18 protein-coding genes are annotated in these 17,574 nt (G+C 67.6%); 11 read left to right on the top strand and 7 right to left on the bottom strand.

Annotated elements, in window-relative coordinates; all coding sequences use genetic code 11:
- The 3 genes from H6717_40975 to H6717_40985 form a co-directional block, all read right to left on the bottom strand.
- Positions 1–790: hypothetical protein (locus H6717_40975; GenBank protein ID MCB9583478.1), on the bottom strand; the 790-nt coding region annotated here is incomplete at its 3' end.
- 226 nt (positions 791–1,016) lie between these two features.
- Entirely contained in the window at positions 1,017–3,011 is a 1,995-nt protein-coding gene (locus H6717_40980) for a GAF domain-containing protein (protein ID MCB9583479.1), read from the bottom strand.
- Positions 3,008–4,039: a PhoH family protein gene (locus tag H6717_40985; protein MCB9583480.1), complete on the bottom strand. Its 1,032-nt coding sequence runs from the start codon at positions 4,037–4,039 to the stop codon at positions 3,008–3,010. The genes H6717_40980 and H6717_40985 overlap by 4 nt, the downstream gene beginning before the upstream one ends.
- Positions 4,040–4,098: 59 nt before the next feature.
- Between H6717_40985 and H6717_40990 the strand changes: the two genes are divergently transcribed.
- From H6717_40990 to H6717_41005, 4 genes are all read left to right on the top strand, one after another.
- The gene (locus tag H6717_40990) at positions 4,099–5,547 is read left to right on the top strand and encodes a hypothetical protein (protein ID MCB9583481.1); all 1,449 of its coding nucleotides are present in this window, start codon (positions 4,099–4,101) and stop codon (positions 5,545–5,547) included.
- 155 nt (positions 5,548–5,702) lie between these two features.
- Positions 5,703–6,887 (top strand): penicillin-binding protein, encoded by a 1,185-nt coding sequence (locus H6717_40995; protein ID MCB9583482.1) that lies wholly within the window; start codon positions 5,703–5,705, stop codon positions 6,885–6,887.
- Positions 6,888–7,023: 136 nt separating this feature from the next.
- Positions 7,024–7,233 carry a hypothetical protein gene (locus tag H6717_41000; GenBank protein ID MCB9583483.1) on the top strand — a complete coding sequence of 70 codons (210 nt, stop codon included), beginning with the start codon at positions 7,024–7,026 and terminating at the stop codon, positions 7,231–7,233.
- 88 nt (positions 7,234–7,321) lie between these two features.
- Positions 7,322–7,462: a hypothetical protein gene (locus tag H6717_41005; protein ID MCB9583484.1), complete on the top strand. Its 141-nt coding sequence runs from the start codon at positions 7,322–7,324 to the stop codon at positions 7,460–7,462.
- Between the two features lie 3 nt (positions 7,463–7,465).
- On the opposite strand, the gene H6717_41010 is transcribed toward H6717_41005, so the two are convergent.
- Positions 7,466–7,942 (bottom strand): hypothetical protein, encoded by a 477-nt coding sequence (locus H6717_41010; protein ID MCB9583485.1) that lies wholly within the window; start codon positions 7,940–7,942, stop codon positions 7,466–7,468.
- Positions 7,943–8,096: 154 nt separating this feature from the next.
- Here H6717_41010 and H6717_41015 point away from each other — a divergent pair, with 154 nt between their 5' ends.
- Positions 8,097–8,423 (top strand): hypothetical protein, encoded by a 327-nt coding sequence (locus H6717_41015; GenBank protein MCB9583486.1) that lies wholly within the window; start codon positions 8,097–8,099, stop codon positions 8,421–8,423.
- Positions 8,413–8,892, top strand: coding sequence for a hypothetical protein (locus tag H6717_41020; GenBank protein ID MCB9583487.1), 480 nt, complete (start codon positions 8,413–8,415; stop codon positions 8,890–8,892). Before H6717_41015 ends, H6717_41020 begins: the two co-directional genes overlap by 11 nt.
- Before the next feature lie 40 nt (positions 8,893–8,932).
- Here the strand turns inward: H6717_41020 and H6717_41025 are convergent, their stop codons facing one another.
- Genes H6717_41025 through H6717_41035 form a run of 3 tightly spaced genes read right to left on the bottom strand, consistent with a single transcriptional unit; the run spans position 8,933 to position 13,963 of the window.
- Positions 8,933–11,896, bottom strand: coding sequence for a PD40 domain-containing protein (locus tag H6717_41025; GenBank protein MCB9583488.1), 2,964 nt, complete (start codon positions 11,894–11,896; stop codon positions 8,933–8,935).
- 35 nt (positions 11,897–11,931) lie between these two features.
- Positions 11,932–13,041, bottom strand: a complete 1,110-nt coding sequence (locus H6717_41030) for a hypothetical protein (protein MCB9583489.1) — start codon at positions 13,039–13,041, stop codon at positions 11,932–11,934.
- 22 nt (positions 13,042–13,063) lie between these two features.
- A complete protein-coding gene (locus tag H6717_41035; GenBank protein MCB9583490.1) occupies positions 13,064–13,963 on the bottom strand; it encodes a hypothetical protein in 900 nt (299 codons plus the stop codon).
- A 69-nt stretch (positions 13,964–14,032) separates the two neighbouring features.
- Between H6717_41035 and ftsE the strand changes: the two genes are divergently transcribed.
- From ftsE to H6717_41060, 5 genes are all read left to right on the top strand, one after another.
- Positions 14,033–14,812 carry a cell division ATP-binding protein FtsE gene (ftsE, locus tag H6717_41040; GenBank protein ID MCB9583491.1) on the top strand — a complete coding sequence of 260 codons (780 nt, stop codon included), beginning with the start codon at positions 14,033–14,035 and terminating at the stop codon, positions 14,810–14,812.
- Positions 14,812–15,681 (top strand): ABC transporter permease, encoded by an 870-nt coding sequence (locus tag H6717_41045; protein ID MCB9583492.1) that lies wholly within the window; start codon positions 14,812–14,814, stop codon positions 15,679–15,681. The genes ftsE and H6717_41045 overlap by 1 nt, the downstream gene beginning before the upstream one ends.
- Position 15,682: 1 nt before the next feature.
- On the top strand, positions 15,683–16,648 hold the full coding sequence (locus H6717_41050) for a peptidoglycan DD-metalloendopeptidase family protein (protein MCB9583493.1): 966 nt from the start codon (positions 15,683–15,685) through the stop codon (positions 16,646–16,648).
- Between the two features lie 72 nt (positions 16,649–16,720).
- A complete protein-coding gene (locus H6717_41055; protein ID MCB9583494.1) occupies positions 16,721–17,161 on the top strand; it encodes a hypothetical protein in 441 nt (146 codons plus the stop codon).
- Between the two features lie 46 nt (positions 17,162–17,207).
- Positions 17,208–17,543 carry a hypothetical protein gene (locus H6717_41060; protein MCB9583495.1) on the top strand — a complete coding sequence of 112 codons (336 nt, stop codon included), beginning with the start codon at positions 17,208–17,210 and terminating at the stop codon, positions 17,541–17,543.
- Positions 17,544–17,574: the final 31 nt, after the last annotated feature.

Genomic DNA, 17,574 nt, shown 5'->3' on the forward strand with positions numbered 1-17,574 from the left:
CGACGGCGCAGATGGAGGCGACGCACGAGTTGCAGCTGCTCTTCAGTCGCCCGCCCGTGGTGCAGGGGTCATGCGTGCACGTGCTGCTGGCCGAAGTACAGCAGCTGGGATTGGTCGCGCAGATGGAAGTGACGCAGGGATCGCAGGTGTCGGTGAGTGGCAGGCCCGTCGAGCACTTGCTGTGCTCGCAGGAAGAGCTGGTCGAAGGCTCGATGCAGTACTGATTGAACTGGCAATCGGCGGCAGATTTGCACGGCTCCTTGAGGCCTTTGTTGATCAAACCGGGCGGTAGATCGCCCAGGCTGCCACCGGGCCAGGTGTAAACGGTGCCGCCCGCCTCCGCGGTAACGCCGGAGTCCGGCTGTTCGTCGAAGGTCTCGCAGAATGGATCGCAGGGGTTGTTCAGGCAGTCCTGAGAAGGGCCCAGCGCTTGGGTGTTGGAGTTGGGGCTGTCTTGGCGATTCGGCGGCGCCGCCTTGTTCACGACCTCGCCGTCGCCGCAGGTGGTCCAAGCACCATTGGTGCAGCTCTGCGTCCCCTCGTAACAGGAGAGCACGCCGTCGTGCTGGCCAAGGGTGATGCCGCACGCGCGAGTTTCCCCCTCCGTCGTGCACGTGCCGCTGAGCCCACCCCCGAATCCGCCCGTCCCGCCGACGCCACCCCCCGCTGCTGGAAGAGGTTTGTCGTCACCGGAGCAGCCGATTGGAATCGCCACACCAAGGCACGCTGCCAACACCACCAAGCGTGGCCAGAACGTGCGCCGAAACATGCGTTCAGGTGAGCCCCGCATCACGCCTCCCAGGCCGTCGTTGCCTGCCTTCGGTGGGGCGCCCATCGGGCCCGCCACTCCGCGCTGACGCGTCGCGTCACAGGCATTCTCATCCGTCGCTACACTAGCAGGACCCGTGCCTCCGGCACGCACCCCTCAGCAGCCGGAGATTCCCGCAAGATCGCCAGCTTGGGTCCACCGTGCGCTACGCAAACAATTCACGGCGGGAAAAACATTTCCATGGGGCTCAGTACAGAGCACCCATGATCTGCTCCCAGGGCTTCGCTTCGGTGAAGATGCGCACGAGCTCGGCATCCACGTGGCCGTCCTTCACCTCGAAGCCCAAGATGTCGAGGGCCTTCTCCACCGGCACGGCCCGCTTGTAGGGGCGATCGCTCGCCGTCAGCGCATCGAAGATGTCGCTGATGGTCATCATCTTGCTTTGCAGCGGGATCTCCGCGCTGTGCAGGCGATTCGGGTAGCCCGTGCCGTTGAGGCGCTCGTGATGGGCCCCGGCGATCACCGCCACCCGCGAGAACGTCTTGCCCCAAGGGATCTTCGAGAGGAAGCGATAGGTGTGGGTCACGTGGCTGCGGATCTCGTCGAACTCCTCCGCCGTCAGCGACCCCCGCGTCACGCTCAAGGACTTCACCTCGGGATCCAGGAGCAGCGCGGACTGGCTGCCATCCAGCCGGTGATACGTCTGCCGCGCGAGCTCGCCGATGCGCTTGAAGTCGCCCGCCGCGAGCACCGTGGGCTCGTTGGCGTGGCTGATGGTGTTCCACGCCTCTTCCAGCTCCGCCAGGCGCTCTTCGAGCTCCTTGTCCAGAGCTTCGAGCTCCGAAGCCGCGGCGTTGCGCTCCACGGCGTGCACCTTCTTGGTGAGCACGTCCACCTGGATGGTGCGCGCGACGAAGTCGAAGCGATCTCGAATGGCATCGAGCTCGTGCGGATAGAGCTTCTTGGCCTTCACCAGCACGTGCTCTCGCACGCCGATCTTGCCGAAGTCGTGAAGCAGGGACGCGTACTCGATCTCGCGGATGTCCTCACGCTTCCAGAGCACGTCTTTATAGGGGCCGGCGTCGATTCGCTCCACCGCGTGAGCGAGCCCCACGGTGAGCTCCGCCACGCGTCGCGAATGACCGCTGGTGGTCGGATCCCGTTGCTCGATGGCGTCCACGCTGGCGCGCACGAAGCCTTCGAAGATGCTGCGGATCTCCTCGTACAGCATCGCGTTCTCGAGGGCGATGCCGGCCTGCGCCGCCAGCGTGTGCAGGAGCTGCTCGCTACGTTCGTCGAAGGGCACCACCATGCGCTCGGCGTCGTCCTTGGAAAGCAGCTTCTGCGACGGCTCGCGCTTCTTGTTGATGAGCTGCAGTACGCCGATCACGTCGCCGCCCTTGGACACCAACGGCGTGCACAGCATGCTCTTGGTGCGGTAGCCAATCTTCTCGTCGAAGGAGCGGTCGAAGCCGAAGGGCGAGTCCGCGGGCATCTCGTACACGTCCGCGATGCCGACGGTCTTCTTTTCCAGCGCCACGTAGCCCGCCATGCTGCGTCGGCTGATGGGCATGGTGAACTCGCGGGAGTCGAAGGAAATGGAGTCGTTCTGGCTGGTCTTGAAGCGCAGCGAGCAGCGCGTGAGGTCCGGATCTTCGCCCTCCACGACGTATACGCTGCCGGCGTCCGCGCCGGTGACGAAGCGGCTCTTCTCCAAGATCAGCGAGAGCAGGCTGTCGATCTCGCGTTCGGTGGTCAGCGCCCGCGCGATTTCGATCAGCTCGCCGAGCTCGTAGCGGTAGCGGTTGATCCACTTGCCGCGGCTCTCGCTGCGCGCCTTCACCTCGATCAGCTCGAAGGCTTGGTGCAGGGCCACCGTGAGCTCCGCCGTGGACGGTTCCTCCGAGACCAGCGCCGCGAGACCGCGATTCAAGGCTTCGTCCAGGCTGGCGTCGCTGGGGCGTCCCATCAGGATGACGCGGGTCTCGTAGGCCGCGATGCCATCGGCAAAGGGCGCGAGCAGGTCACGCCCCTTGTCCCACACGCTGGCGGGGGCCAGCAAGACGGAGTGCGAACCACGCCTCACCTGCAACAGAAGCGGATGCGGCCGGCTCACCGTGGCTCCCGAAAGGCGTGGGGACTGCGACAGCTCTAAAGCCACCCGAGACAAGAGCCCCACGCTCTTTTCCGCCCGCGGGCTCAGCTTCCGCCCGCCGCCGTTGCCTACGACGCTCGTCGTCACGATTCTTCCCCTTCCGCAGCCTCCGCCTCTCGCGCGGCCCGCCGCTCCTCTTTCTGCCGCCGGACTTCTTCGTCGCGCGCCTCGTAGGCCACGACGATCTTCTGCACCAGGGGGTGACGCACCACGTCCGCGTCGGTGAAGGCGCAGAAGGAGATGCCGTCCACTTCCGACAGCAGATCCCGCGCCTCTCGCAGGCCGCTCCGCGCGCCGGACGGCAGGTCCGTCTGCGTGATGTCACCGGTGACCACGGCCTTGGAGGCGAAGCCCAGGCGCGTGAGAAACATGCGCATCTGCTCGCTGGTCGCGTTCTGCGCTTCGTCCAGGATCACGAAGGAGTCGTTCAGCGTCCGGCCGCGCATGAACGCCAACGGCGCGACCTCGATCTGCCCGCGTGCCCGCATTTGCTCGACCTTGTCGAACTCGAGCATGTCGTGCATCGCGTCGTACAGCGGACGCAGGTACGGATTCACTTTCTCGGCCAGATCCCCGGGCAGGAAGCCGAGCTTCTCGCCCGCCTCCACCGCAGGTCGGGTCAAGATGATGCGCTTCACCTTCTTCTGCATCAGCGCGCTGGCGGCCATGGCCATCGCCAAGTACGTCTTGCCCGTGCCCGCCGGGCCAATGCCGAAGGTGAGGTCGTGGTTCTTGATGGCCTCGATGTACAGCCGCTGCGCCGGACCCTTGGGCACCACCGGTCGCCGCCGCGGCGTGATGAGGATCACCTCGTCCAGCAAATCGACGAGGGACGACTCCGGGTGCTTGCGTAGCCCGCGGAGCGAGCGCGCGACGTCGTGCGGGCCGATCTCGTAGCCGCGGCTGACCAACGTGGCGGCGTCCGTGAGGAAGCGATGCGCGACGCGCACGTCGTCTTCCACGCCGGAAAGGTAGATCACGTTTCCGCGCAGGCTCACCTCGGCGCCACTCTGCCGGGACACTTCGCCGAGCAGGGCGTTCTGCGGCCCCGACAGCGCCAGCAGCACCGAGGTGCTCTCGACCTCGAGGCTCTCGCTGTAGGGGGCGGCATCCATCGAGCCCAGCTTACCGCGAGTGTCGCAGCTTTCCATTCGAATGCGCTACCGTCCGCGCCATGTCGTCGCTTCGTCTCCTCCCCGTGCTCGTCGTTTCACTGCTGTTTTCGGCCACGGCGAGGGCGGAGGAGCCTCCGCCCTGGTCGCTGGGTCACGACGGAAACCCGCTGGCCGGCTACCACCGCGGCGTCTTCTATCTGCGAGACGCGTCCGACAGCTTCCGCTTGTATCCGAGCGCCATGCTGCTGGTCGACGGTCAGGCGTGGATGGGAAAGAACACCGCGACGGCGCAGTTCGCACCGCGCACGGTGGTGCGGGCCGCGCGCGTGGGCCTCGGCGGTCAGGTGCTCGGTAGCATCGGCTGGCAGCTCACCCTCGCCGCCGACGGACAGCCGCTCGGTGGCGACAAGCAAATCTACGCGGCGCCCCCCGGACAGACGCCGACGGCGTCGAGCGCGCGCTACGAGAGTCCCCAGGCGCCCGGCAACGCCACCGGCATCCTCGACGCCTGGGTCGACCTGAAGGCGGCGGACGAGCTGCACGTGATGGTCGGGCAGTTCCGGGAGCCGTTCGGCATGGAGACCAGCACCGCGCTCGGGTCTCTGCCGTTTCACGAGCGGTCCATCGCGACGCGCACCGTGGCGAGCCCCAACGTGCGCGACGTGGGCGCGATGCTGTGGGGCGACGTGCCGCAAGCGCTGCTCGGCTATCAGCTCGGATTCGTCTCCGGAGATGGAAGGAACCGCCCCGGCGTCGATCGCCGGGGGGACGCCCTCGCGCGGGTGACGCTCACGCCGCTGGGTGAAAAGAGCGGCCTCGTCGTCGGGGCCAGCGTGCGCGGCGGGTGGCGGCAGAGCGATGCCGTCCGCTACGACGTGCCCAGCGTCCGCACGCAACAAGGCTTTGCCCTGTGGCAGCCGGTGTACGCCGACTCGCTCGGGCGTCGCGTGCACGTCATTCCCGCAGATGCTCAGCGCGCCGTCGGGCTCGAGGCGTCCCTGCTCCTCGGCGTGCTCGACCTGCGGGGCGAAGTGACGCTGATGGACGACGACACCCGGGAAGCCGTGGAGGGCTTTCAGTCGCAAAACACCGAGCGCACCGGGACGCTCTCGGGCGTGGGGGGCTACCTGGTGGCGGGTGTCACGCTGTGGGGCAAGCCGCGCCTGCGCGGCCAGCCGGGCACCGGCGTCCGTCCCCGGTCGCTGGACTTCGCCCACTACGACCCGGTGGTACCGGCGCAGCAGATCGAAGCGCTGGTCCGCGTGGAGGGACTCGGCCTCCGCTACGACTCGGCGAAGCGCAAGGGCGCCGCGGATCCCGAAGGCATCGACGGTGACATCCGGGTGCTGGGACTCGGCCTCGGAGTGAACTATTGGGCGACCCGCCACGCGCGGCTGAGCTTGAACTACGACCTCTACCGCACGCCCACCGAGACGACGGACCGAGCGCAGGTTCCGGGCGGCACGACGCTCCACGAGCTCGGGGCACGCGCCGGCATCATGTTCTGACCGGGCGGCGCGCCGGGGCTCGCGCCGCTCCAACAAACAAACCAGGAAGGTCGTTTTTTTGGCCGGAGACCGCGACCCCCGGTAACCCGAGGGCGATGGCACGGTGGAGCAGATGGATAGGGGTCGGCGCCGCCGTAGGGATCATTTCGGCCTTGGTGCCGGTGGTTCGCGGCGACATCGGTCTCGATGGTGCACTCAGAAAGCTCGCCCCCCGAGCGCAAAACGTGGCGGAAAAGCCCAAGGGGCCGAGCTTCGAAGGGCTCGACCTGATGCGGCTGCAGCTCCGGCCCCGACGCGTGCTCACGCCCCTCAGAGACGGAAAATACGCGGAGCTGACGCTGGATCCGGTGGTGCAGCGGGCGGCCGAAGGCGAGATGAAGAAGTACCGCGTGCCGGAGGCCGGCGTCGTGGTGATGGACGTCAAGACGGGCAACCTGATCGCCTACGCAAGCTACGTGAACCAAGGCGAGAAGTTCGACGTCAACGCCCGGGCAGAAGCGCCGGCGGCGAGCGTGTTCAAGGTGGTGACGGCCTCCGCGTTGGTGGAGAAGGCCGGCCTCAATGCCCACACGGAGCAGTGCTACCACGGCGGTCGGAGCCGCATCATGGCGGACGAGCTCCGGGAGGACCCGAAGCGCGACAAGTGGTGCGCGACCATGGCCATGGCTCTCGGCCGCAGCTTGAACGTGGTGTTCGCCCGCTTGGCGCAGAAGCACCTGACGCCCGAGGACGAGACCGCGATGGGCGGCGCCTATGGCTTCGGCGCGCCGGTGCCCTTCGTGATCCCCAACGAAGCGCCGAAGATCGAGATGCCGAACGACCCGCTCGAGTTCGCGCGAGCGTCCGCCGGGTTCTGGCACACGAGCCTGTCGCCGCTGGCGGCGGTGGTGTTGGCGCAGACGGTGGCGAACGGCGGCGTCGCGCTCCAGCCGCGCATCGTGCGGGCGGTGTACGAGGGTCAGGAGAAGGTGTGGGAAGACACCGACGAGCCCACCACCCTGCGGCGTGCGGTGAAGCCGGAGACGGCCGCCGAGGTGACCCAGATGATGAAAGAGACGGTGGCCAACGGCTCCGCCTACAAGAGCTTCCACGACCGCCGCGGGCGGCCGTACTTGCCCGGGATCACCGTGGCTGGAAAGACGGGGACCCTCACCCGCCACAAGGCAAACCGCCTCTACACCTGGTTCGTGGGCTTTGCGCCCGCGGAAAAGCCCGAAGTCGCCATCGCCTCGCTTGTGGTGAACACTCCCACCTGGCGCATCAAAGGGCCGGAGTTGGCGAGAAATGTCCTTCGCGCCTACTTCGCCACCAAGGGTGTGAAGGGCGTGCACGCACCGTGAGGGTGAACAAATACGCCCCCCATCCACATGACGGATGAGACGGGCCGAGAAGTCCGGGGTTGGACTCGCCGAAACCACTTGCTAGATTAACCTCGTGCAAGTCGTCCTCCGAAAGCTCGGGCGAGGGTCACGCGCCGTGACCGGGCGATTGGTGCGGGCACCCCGCAAAGGCTCGGTCGTGGTCATCGAGTTTTCGGACGGCATGCACGAGTACGTCACGACGCCAGTGAAGCGCGTGTTGCGCCTCGCTTCGCGTGACGTCTTCTACATCGAGACGGTCAACAGTCGATATCGCCTCGAGGTGCGCGATCGCGAACGCGCTCTCGAGGACGCATCCAGCGGATAACCGACTGGCGTCTCGGCCAAGAGTTGGGTAATGGGGCTACCCCTTCGGGCGACCTTCGCTCGAGGGCACAGCTTACGGAGACGAGATCATGGGAAGGTTCGATAGCCGCCACAGCTCCAAGATGCGCCGCCGCAAAGGACAGCGGAAGAAGAAGGAGCGCGAGCAGCGCCGCGCCGAGAAGGGCAAGGCCGAGAAGGCCGAAAGCGGCAAGAAGAAGAAGTCGAAGTGATCGTCAGCGAATGGTGCGCGACGGGAACTGAACGTCGCGCGCCTCGCTAGCGGTCACCGGTATCGGCTCGCCGAACAGCCCGAGGTCTCCGGCCAAGCGCTGTTCGCGGATGAGCTGCCAGCCTTCGTCGTCACGCCACACCTGCGCCACGCGAGTGGTCCGCAGGTTCTCGTCGTTCACGCGCACCCAGGCGACGTCCACTTGCACCGTCGCCTGGTGCTCGTCCTTCATCGCGAGCCCGGCGAGCTCCACGTCCACGATGCGCAGGTGCTTGCCCCACTGGCCGCGCCGGTCGAGGAACGCATCCCGGGCGCCGTTGGCCGTGTGAGACAGCGCAATGTCCATGCGCCCGAAGCGCGTGGCCAGGTTCAGCTCCCGTGCAGCGTCCGTCACCCGCGACGCCTGGGACGGAGGAGCGAGGCAGCCCGCCAGAGTCATTGCTCCGAGGGCCAGGCTGAGGAGCACGCCTTTCGACCGCATGGCTCCGGTCCCTAGCAGGGCCGGAAGGATTCGGGAAAATTCCGGGTGATGTTGGTCCGCCGCGGAACCACTCTTTGAAGGGGCGCGGAAGTGGGCAGAGCGAAGAGTGGGCGGCAATTGCGGGCGCCGACATGCGGGGCTACCGTCAACGTCAGTGAAGGCCGAGCTCGAGCTTCGTTGGGAAACGGATCGGGTGGTGCTGGCTCGGCACGACCAGGTCGTTGGCAGCGCGCGCTGGGTCGGCGGGAAGCTGTCGGAACGCGAGGGTGCCCTCTCGCCCGAGGAATGGCGGGAGCTCGAGGTCAGGATCCGCGACAGCGCCACCGAGGACGTGGACAAGAGCTTCGAGCATGCCTACGACTCGCGCGGAGTCGACGTGACTCAGATCGACCGCATGCTGGAGCGTACACCCGCCGAGCGATTGCGGTGGTTCGATGCGGCACGCCGTTCCGTCGCCGCGCTCAGCCAAGATGCCCGCTGACACCGTTGCGCTGCTTCGGACCCTCGCGCTCCACAAGGTGGACCACATCGTCGTCGGGATGACCGCAGGGGTCCTGCAGGGCGCACCGGTCATCACCCTGGACGTCGATATCCTCTACGCTCGCACGCCGACGAACATAGCTCGCCTCGCCGCGGCGCTGAGCGAGGTGAACGCCCGGTTCCGTGGCGATCCGCGTCAAATCGTGCCCAACGTGTCTCACTTGGAATCCATGGGACACAAGCTGCTCGAAACCGATCACGGGGATCTCGACGTCCTGGGCACTATCGACGAGTCGGCGGAGTACGCGGACTTGCTCGAGGACACCGTCACGGTGGACGTGGAGGGCATGAAGATCGCCGTGCTGTCGCTGGCGCGCCTGATCGAGATCAAAGAACGAGCTGGCCGTCCGAAGGACTTGGCGGTGCTTCCGGTCCTGCGCTCCACGCTCGAGCGCGCGCAACGCAAGTAGTCACCGTGCTGACGGTACCGCGGCGGACCAACAAACAAATTCAGAAGGCGCTGGAGACGACGACGTAGGTCTGGCCGCCGCTGACGGCTTCGGAGTCGGTGCCGCGAGCGTGGCCGATGCGGACGTTGCCGCGACCGTAGTAGCCGAGCACGAGATCGAACCAGAGCTCCGCGCCCACACCCAGGTGGTAGAGGTCGAAGGGCTTTTCGAGGTCCATCTGGTTGAAGGCGCCGCCGTAGTCGGCGAACACGGAGCCGCTGATGGTGCGCAGGAACACCGGCAAGGTGCTGATGCCGCGATCGGCGTACAGGATCGGGAAGCGATACTCGGCGTTCAGCAGGTTGAACTGCGTGCCGATGAACTGCGCCGGTTGGTAGCCGCGGAGCACGAAGGCGCTCTGGTACACGCCATCAGTGAAGGCATCGAGCACCGGTAGGTCCACGAAGCCTCCGGCGAAGAACAGACCACGGCGCGGATAGGTGCCCACGGCGGCGCCGCCGGAGAGGGCCGCGGCGATCACGTGGTGGTCGGCCCAGGGCATCGGCAAGTAGCCGGTGGCGCGCCCGGTGAAGGAGGTGAGCGTGTCGTCGCTGCCGGTCTCTTCGCCGGCGAAGTCGGCGCCCAACGCCAGGGTGAAGCCGCGCTCGGGGCCGATGCCGTACACGGTGCCGTCGGCGTTGGAGTAGAAGTAGCCGAGGCTCACTTGCCCCAAGAAGCCGCGATGCGGATCGCGGGTGACCTGCGCGTAGGGATCGCCGAGGGTGCCCACCGGCAGGTCGGAGTCGAACTTCATCGCGGTGTAGCTGAGGTTCAAGAACTGCGCGTCGAACTCGCCCGGGATCGAGTAGCCGATGCCCGTGCGGGCTCCGATCTGCCGCTCCACGAACACCGGCTGGTGGTCGCCGTAGCGGTAACCGGTGCGAGGCGCCACGCGGCGAAAGAGCGAAGCGGAGAAGTCGAAGGGCAAACGGCGATAGGCGTAGGCCGCGCTGCCGCTCACTTCGCCCTGGTCCGGCGACTCCACCAAGAGAGAGAGCGCGAAGGCGTGGTGTCCGACGATGTCGGAGCCGCGGGTGATGATGCTCAGGGCGTCGCCGAAGGTGCCGGGGCCGAGCTTGAGCTCATAGGCGCGCGGGCGAAGCGTGGGGAGCGGATTGTACTCTTCGACGGGGTAGTGGCGGCGTGGTGGATCGGGATGCGGGATCGGTCGCGGGCCGGGGGGCGGCGGCGCCTTCAGGTAGCGCGCGGCGTCGAGCGGCATGCTGAACAGGTCGAAGCCGTCGGCGGTGTAGCCAATGTAGAACAGCGTGCGTCCGTCCGGCGTGACCTCGGGCATGAAGGCGCCGGTCTTCACGTTGGTGACCATCGAGAGCTTGCCGCTCTCGATCTCGTACACGTAGATGTTCGAGATGCCGGTTCTGTCGGAAGAAAAAAAGACGCGCTTCCCATCCGGTGAAAAGGTTGGTTGTTGGTCCAACGCGGTATCCCGCGTGACCTGGTAAAAGCGTCCGCTGTTCACGTCGACCACACGCACGTCGCGGTAGCCACCCGCGGTCCAGGCGCTGTACGCGACGCTCTGCCCGTCCGGCGAGAAGCGCGGCGTGAAGGCTTGCTCGTAGCGGGCGCTGGGCACCAGCGTGCGCTGCCGCACGATGCGGCCTTCCGTGGTGATCTCGGCGATTTGCAGCGTGCTCGTGCCGGCGTGGTTCGTCACGTAGGCGACGTGCCGCCCGTCGGGGCTCACGTCCGGATCGCGCGCGCGGCGTCCCTTCGTGAGGCGCTGCCGGCTCTTGGAAAGCCCGCGGGGCGCCGTCGTCCCCTTGGGCTGCCGGAACAGGTCATTGAAATAGTAACGTCGCTCCGACGGCGCCACGCTGTCGAACACGAAGCCGCAGCTCGGCTCATAGCTCGCCACGCGTCCCGCGCTCTTGCTGACGATCTCCGCGTCGCTCTCGTCGGCGCGATCCCGCGCGTCGAGGGGCACGCGGTAAAAGCCCGGCGGGGTGTCGCCGTCGTCGCGGTAGTAGAGCACCTCTTCGCGGCTGCCCGCGCGGGCGCACGCTGGAACGAAGCGCGGGCTCGACGCCACTCGGCCGCGATGCGTGAGGCGCGTCCCTTCGCGCAGCCCGCGGCGCGCGACCTCCGCCATTTGCCGCCCGTACTTCTGCGATAGGTAATGCTCCCAGCCCTTGTACAGCTCGGGATACGTCCTGCCCGTGGCGCGCTTGATGGAGCGGTTGACGCCCCAGGGGATCACGTTCGAGCCGTAGTCCGTGGCGACGGCTGCGAAGGTGTCCGGACCGTACACGTCGGCAATCCAACCGATGAACTTGCCGCCGTACAGGTACCAGAGGTTGCCGCTGGGCCAACGGCGGGCGGGGTTGCTGATCTGATCCAGGCGCGCGAGGCGGTTTTCGAGCACGTCGGCGCGGAGGTACATGTCGAACTGCGACGAACGCAGACGCCCGCCACCCGTGTGCTCGCTCTCCAGCGCCACCGCCAGGCCCTCCAGGATCCACCGCGGCTGGGCTTGGTTGGGCGCGTAGGTCTTGCCCAGGATCGAGTTGAGGATGGCCGGAATGCCGCTGATGTTGTCGACGTGCAGGATGTGCACGTACTCGTGGGTGATGAGCTCGCTCAGCCAGTCGTCGTAGTCACCCAGCGGCGACATGTCGTCCGGCGCGCTGACGAACAAGCGCACCGCGTTGTACGGCAGTGCCGTGGCAGAGCCATTGGCGGAGTCCGTCACGTCCGTGAGCAGCACCTCGGTGACCTCGCTGGGCTCCCAGGCGAGCTCCGGCACCAGCCGGCGATAGACGGCTTCGCCCAACGTGGCGACGCGCTGCGCCGGTACCTCGAGCCCGCTGTGATAGGTCACGCGGAAGTGCGGAGACTTCACCGTGTACCACTCGAGGTACGGATCTCCGGCACGCGCCGGCGCGGCCACGGCGGACAGCGCCAGCCCGACGAGTGCCGCTAGACCAGTGCGGCGCGCCGAGTTCATGATCGAGAGCGCATCCGCCGCGCGTTATTCCTTGATCACAAGTCGTCGTGGAACAGCGGCTCGCGATTGCGAACGTAGCGGTACACGAGCTGACGGCCTTCCGGAGAGATCTGGGTGAACTTGGCTCCGAATCCCGGGGGAGCCTCTACGCCCGCCGAGGAGTTCGGCGCCTCTCGCGTCCACTCCACCACCGCCAGCGCTTCGAACTCGTAGCCGCCCGGAAGCGTGACGTGGATGGCGATGGTCTCGCCCAGATTGGGGATTTGGTAGGTGGCGACGAAGATGCCACCAGAGTCGATCACGTCGTTGCCGCTCAGCCCCTTGTAGAAGTTGGTCGGACTGTGGGCGCCGAGGTTCGCCTCCAGACGTTTGGTGCCCGGCGGGACCTGGATCGGCTGGGCCGGACCCGGGGCGGCCTGAGGGTGCGAGCCCATGGCGGCTTGAGGGTGGGAGCCTGGATGCGAGCCCATGGCGGGCGCCGGCTGTTGCTGGGGTTGCGGCCAGGCTTGCTGGGGCTGCTGCCAACCTTGCTGTTGCGGCGGGGGCCCGTAGTTGGCCTGCGGCTGCGGCGCGGCCTGCGGCTGCGGCGCGGCCTGCGGCGCGGCGAAAGCCTGTTGTTGCGGCGGCGCGCCCCAACCCGCAGCCGGCTGAGGTTGCTGCGGCCCTGGATCCATCATCGCGGTCCCGCCCAGCGCGAAGCCCGCCTGAGGGGGCTGCGCGACGGGTTGCGGCGGCGCGACGGGTTGGGGCTGCGCGATGGGTTGCGCCTGCGGCGCGGGTTGCGGTTGCGGCGCGGGCTGTTGCGGAACGGGTTGCGTCGCCGGTCCCTGGAACTGCGACAGCGAGTGCACCATCCCCAGAGAGCCGGCCACCGCCTCCGTCGCCTGTTCGACGGCCGGGTGTCCGCTGCCGGCGTGAGCTTGGAGCATGGCAAGAGCGCGCCGCACGGCGTCGAGCGCCTGCGGTGCGGCTTCTCCCAAGGCGGCGCCGCTGGAAGCTTCGATCCGATGCAATGAGCTCATCGCTGCTGCCACGGGCTCGGCAACTCCACCTAGATCATTGGGTAGGCCGGGCGTCTGCAGCGCGTTCAAGCCGCGGGCCAAGCTTTCCCGGGCGGTCTTTGCCAGCGTGATCGGATCGCTCATTCAGAATTCCTCCGTGGCGGCGTCAGTCTAACACCACGTCCTTGCGGGACGCGATCGCGTGAACGACCTCTTTTCCCGAAAGGATCTGGTCGTTTTCGGCCAGCGTGGCTCGATTCACCCGAATCGCCCCGTCGCCGGTGCGGATGACCAGGTGCAGTGGCTCTCCCCACAGCGCAGCTTCGCCCGCTTCGAGGGCGGAGGGGAAGTCCTTCGCCGCCTCCGCCCGCGTCACGAACAGGGGGGTATCCCGCACCTCCACGGCGAGCCCCGGGTCGGGGCTCAGCGCTCGGATGCGGCGCAAGACACGGTCCGTGGGCCACGCCCAATCGACCCGCAGCAGCGGACCGTCCGGCTCCGGAGCCCAGCTGACCTGGGCGGGATCCTGGGCTCGCCCGCGGAGCACTTCGCCCTTCGAGATCCGTGTGACGACATCGCGCAACGCTGCGAGAGAGGGGCGATCCAGTGCTCGGGCGAGCTGCCAGGAGTCCATCTCCGCTACCGGCAGGGTCCGCTGCTCCAGAACCTCACCCGCGTCGTACTCCGACTCGAGGCGATGAACGCTCACGCCAGTCAGCGGGTCGCCCGCGTCGATGGCCCAGAAGAAGGGATTGGGGCCGCGATGGCGAGGCAAGAGGGACGGATGTACGCCAATGGCGGGAGCCCGAGCCAGCCACTCGATGGGCAGCTTCCGCGTCCAGAACCAGCTGACCACCAGATCCGGCCCGTGCTCGTCGAACAACGCTTCCACCCGGGCAGAGGGCTCCTCTCGGGCGGCGGACACCACCCGCTGGTCCCCGAGGAGGCGGGTCAGGCGGCGTTCGCCTGGTGCGGCGACCGGCGAGAGGACTGCAAAAACCACCTCGTGGCCGTCCCGAGCCAAGAGCAGCGCCGCCAGCGGCAGGCCGAAGACCGCGATTTTCACGCCGTGGGGTGATACCCCGGAAGCGCCGAAAAGTTGTTCGGATTTCGCGCACGCTGTTACCTCGGCTCCATGGAGACTGGGGCCACCAGCCGGGGTTTCCGCCCGGTGCTGCGTGCCGGCGACAAGCGCTTCGATCCCCTCGCCGCGCGACGGCCAATCCTGGTCTTCGAGGACGTCCACAAGGCCTACCGCGCCGATGCGCCGGTGCTGCGTGGTCTGAACCTCGAGATCCAGCGCGGGGAGTTCGTGTTCATCACCGGGCCCTCCGGCGCGGGAAAGAGCACGTTGCTTCGCCTCTTGTACGCATCGGAGTTCGTCGACGCCGGGCGCATCCTGTTCATGGGGCGGGAAGTGGGGCGCCTCACCGGCGATTCCGTTCCCTTTCTGCGCCGGAACATCGGCATCGTGTTCCAGGACTTCAAGTTGGTTCCCAACTGGTCCGTGTTGGAGAACGTGGCCATGCCCCTCGAGGTGCTGGGGCTCTCCTCTCGCATGATCCGCAAGCGGGTGGGCGAAGCCCTCGAGCGCGTGGGCCTGGGTGGCCGCGGGCCGGACCGAGCCGGCGCGCTTTCCGGGGGTGAGCAACAGCGCGTGGCGATCGCCCGGGCCATCGTCGGGGAGCCGGCCTTGGTGCTCGCGGACGAGCCCACGGGGAATCTCGATCCGCAGCTGGCCATCGACATCTTGGGGCTGTTCGAAGACATCCACGAGACCGGCGTCACGGTCCTGTTCGCGACCCACGACCGCTCGCTCCTGGACGTGCGTCCCCGGCGCGTCGTGGTGCTGGACGAAGGCAAGGCCACGGACGTCCCAGACGGGCTGGAACGACTCGGCCGGAAGGTGGCGTGATGACTCCCATCGAACGAGCGTGGCGCGGCAGCCGAAATGACTGGCGGCTGCACCTGCTCAGCATCTTCTCCGTCGCCGTCGCCTTCGTGTGTCTCGCGAGCGCGCTGCTCGTCGTGGTGAACGTCCACGGTGTGCAAGCTCGCTGGGCCGAGAGCGGCCGCGCTTCCGTGTACCTGACTCCAGAGGCGACTCCGGAGCAGATCCAGGCCATCCAGTCCGCACTGCGCGCGACTCAGGGCGTGACGGACGTCCACTTCGTGAGCAGCGAGGACGCGCGCCGCGAGGTCGTGGGCGAATCCGACAGTGACGTGCTCGCCGCCCTGCCCGCCGAGGCGTTCCCCGCCTCTTTGGAGGTGCACTTGGCGGATGACGACCAATCGACGCGAGTGGGAAAGCTGAGCGCGCAGCTCGACGCGCTTCCCGCGGTGGAATCCGTGGAGACGTACCAGGCCTGGGGTCAGCGCTTGGGAACACTGCTGGCGGGCGGCGTCACGGCCGCCATCATCCTCGCGATCGTAGTGCTCGCCGCGGTGATCAGCGTGGTGAGCTCCACCATCCGGCTCACGCTTCAGCGTCGCCGGATCGAAGTGGAGATCCTGAAGCTCGTTGGTGCCACGGACTCCTACGTGCGGCGGCCCTTCGTCGTGGAAGGCGCTGCTCAAGGTGCCATCGGTGCTGCCCTCGCCATCTTGATTCTCGGCGTGCTGTACGCCGTCGTGCGCGGGCACTTCGACGCGCACCTCGCGGCGCTCCTGGGTGTGGCGCCCAGCTTTCTCCCCTGGACCGTGGCGCTCGCGATGGTCGCGCTGGGAGGCACTTTGGGTGCCTCGGCGGCCTACGCCAGCCTACGCAAACTCCTGGTCGTGTGACGTGAAGCTCCGGGCCGTCTTCCCTGTGGTCGTCGCCCTCGGCGCCGGGATCGCCGTTCCCGCGTCGGGCCAGGGCTATCCGTCAACCAGGCCCGTCGCCACGGCGCCGGTGGACGTCGACCGCATGCTCGACGATCTCGACAAGCAGGAGCGGGAGCTGAAGCGTGAGCTCGACGAGCTCGCCAAGGACGCCAAGCGTGCGCACACACGGACCATCGCTCGGGGGCGTGCCTACGTGCGTCTGGTACGGGCTGGACTGCTGCCCATTGGCGGCGGATTCGAAGCGACGGTGGACCACGCGTCGCGCATCGAGCGGCTGCGTCGAGCTTTGGCGCGAGACGTGGAGCTCGAACGCAAAGTGGCGAAGCGTCGCGTCGAGCTCGCCAAGAAGCTCGATGACCTGCGCGCACGCCGTGGGCCGCTCGAAGTGCAGCAGCAAGCCATGGCGAAGGCACGCACGGCGCTGTTGGCCGAGAGCGATCGCGCCCTCGCGTTCCAGCGCGCCTTCGAGAGCAGCGGCCCGGCTCAGCATACCGCCGTCTATGGCGCCGGCGTCGGGCCGAGCGACCCTTCGGAGCTCACCGCGGGGTTTGGCAGCATGAAGGGGCGGCTCCCCTTCCCGCTGCCAGGGCGCGCGGAGATCCGATCCGCACGGCGCCCCGGAGCCGACGGTCCGGGCCTCGAGATGCGGGTCCCCCGCGGCTCGCCGGTGCGTGCCGTGTACGCCGGGCGAGTTGCTTTCGCCGACACCTACGCCGCCTACGGCAAGACCGTGATCCTGGATCACGGCGGTGGCTACTACACCGTGAGCGCGAACCTCGAAGATCTGCTGGTGAAAGCCGGCGACGAGGTGACCGCCGGTACCCGCATCGCCTCCGTGGGCGACATGGGCCAGGGCCCGATGCTCTACTTCGAGATCCGGTCGGGGACGGAGACGGTGGACCCCGCCGAGTGGTTCGGGATCTGAGCCGCGTTTTTCTCGCAACCGCCCTGAAGCCTTCGACGAAGGGGGGACGTCCCTTTTCATCGGAGGTATTTCATGTCCACTCGTGTCCAGTCCGGCGGTCCTGCCACCGGCGTCTCCCCCACCACCAGCGCTCCGCGAGTCACGCCGGCTCCTGCGCGCCCCTTCAAGCAGGTGATGAACGCCAGCGCCGGGGCCATCGTCAACGGCGCGGAAGCTGCCGTGCGGCGCTTGCCTGGGGGGCCGATCCTCGCCGCCGCCGTGCGTCCCGGTGGTTCCGGCGTCGCCACGGGTGCGGCCTCTTCCACCGCTGAAGGCTCGGCGGGGACTGCCGGCGTAGCCGGCGCCGGCGGTGGCGGTGTGGAGGACGTGCTCGCGCAGAACGCGGACATGAACATGTACTACCTGGAGCTGCAGGAGCGGATCAGTGCGGAAAGCCGCGCCTACAGCGCGATGTCCAACGTGCTCAAGGCGCGCCACGACACCGTCAAGAACGCGATCGGTAACATTCGTTGACAGCGTCGGGGGTGCTTCACCGCCGCAGCTGAGATAGGCTTTTCACATGGGCATCGATGGCATCGGCAAGCCCCCGGGCGCGGGCATCCCCCCGGTTCAGGGGCCGGGCAAGGTCGGCGGCACCGGCGAGACGTTCAAGGTCGACAAGCCGGCAGCGGCGGAAGGTGCGGGGCCCAGCGAGGCCTTGAGTCGGCTGCAGCGCGGAGAGATCGGCTTGGACGAGTATCTGGATTCCAGCGTGACTCAAGCGACCCAGGCCCTCGAAGGGAAGCTGTCCCCGGAGCAGCTCGAGTTCGTGAAGAGCTCGCTCCGGGAGCAGCTTTCCAGCGATCCCGTGTTGGTCGATCTCGTGCGCAAGGCCACTGGCATCGCTCCAGGTTGAGGAGATCTTTCCGGCCTGCTAATTCCGAAGC

It is taken from the genome of Polyangiaceae bacterium (assembly GCA_020633235.1).
Taxonomy (GTDB): domain Bacteria; phylum Myxococcota_A; class Polyangia; order Polyangiales; family Polyangiaceae; genus JACKEA01.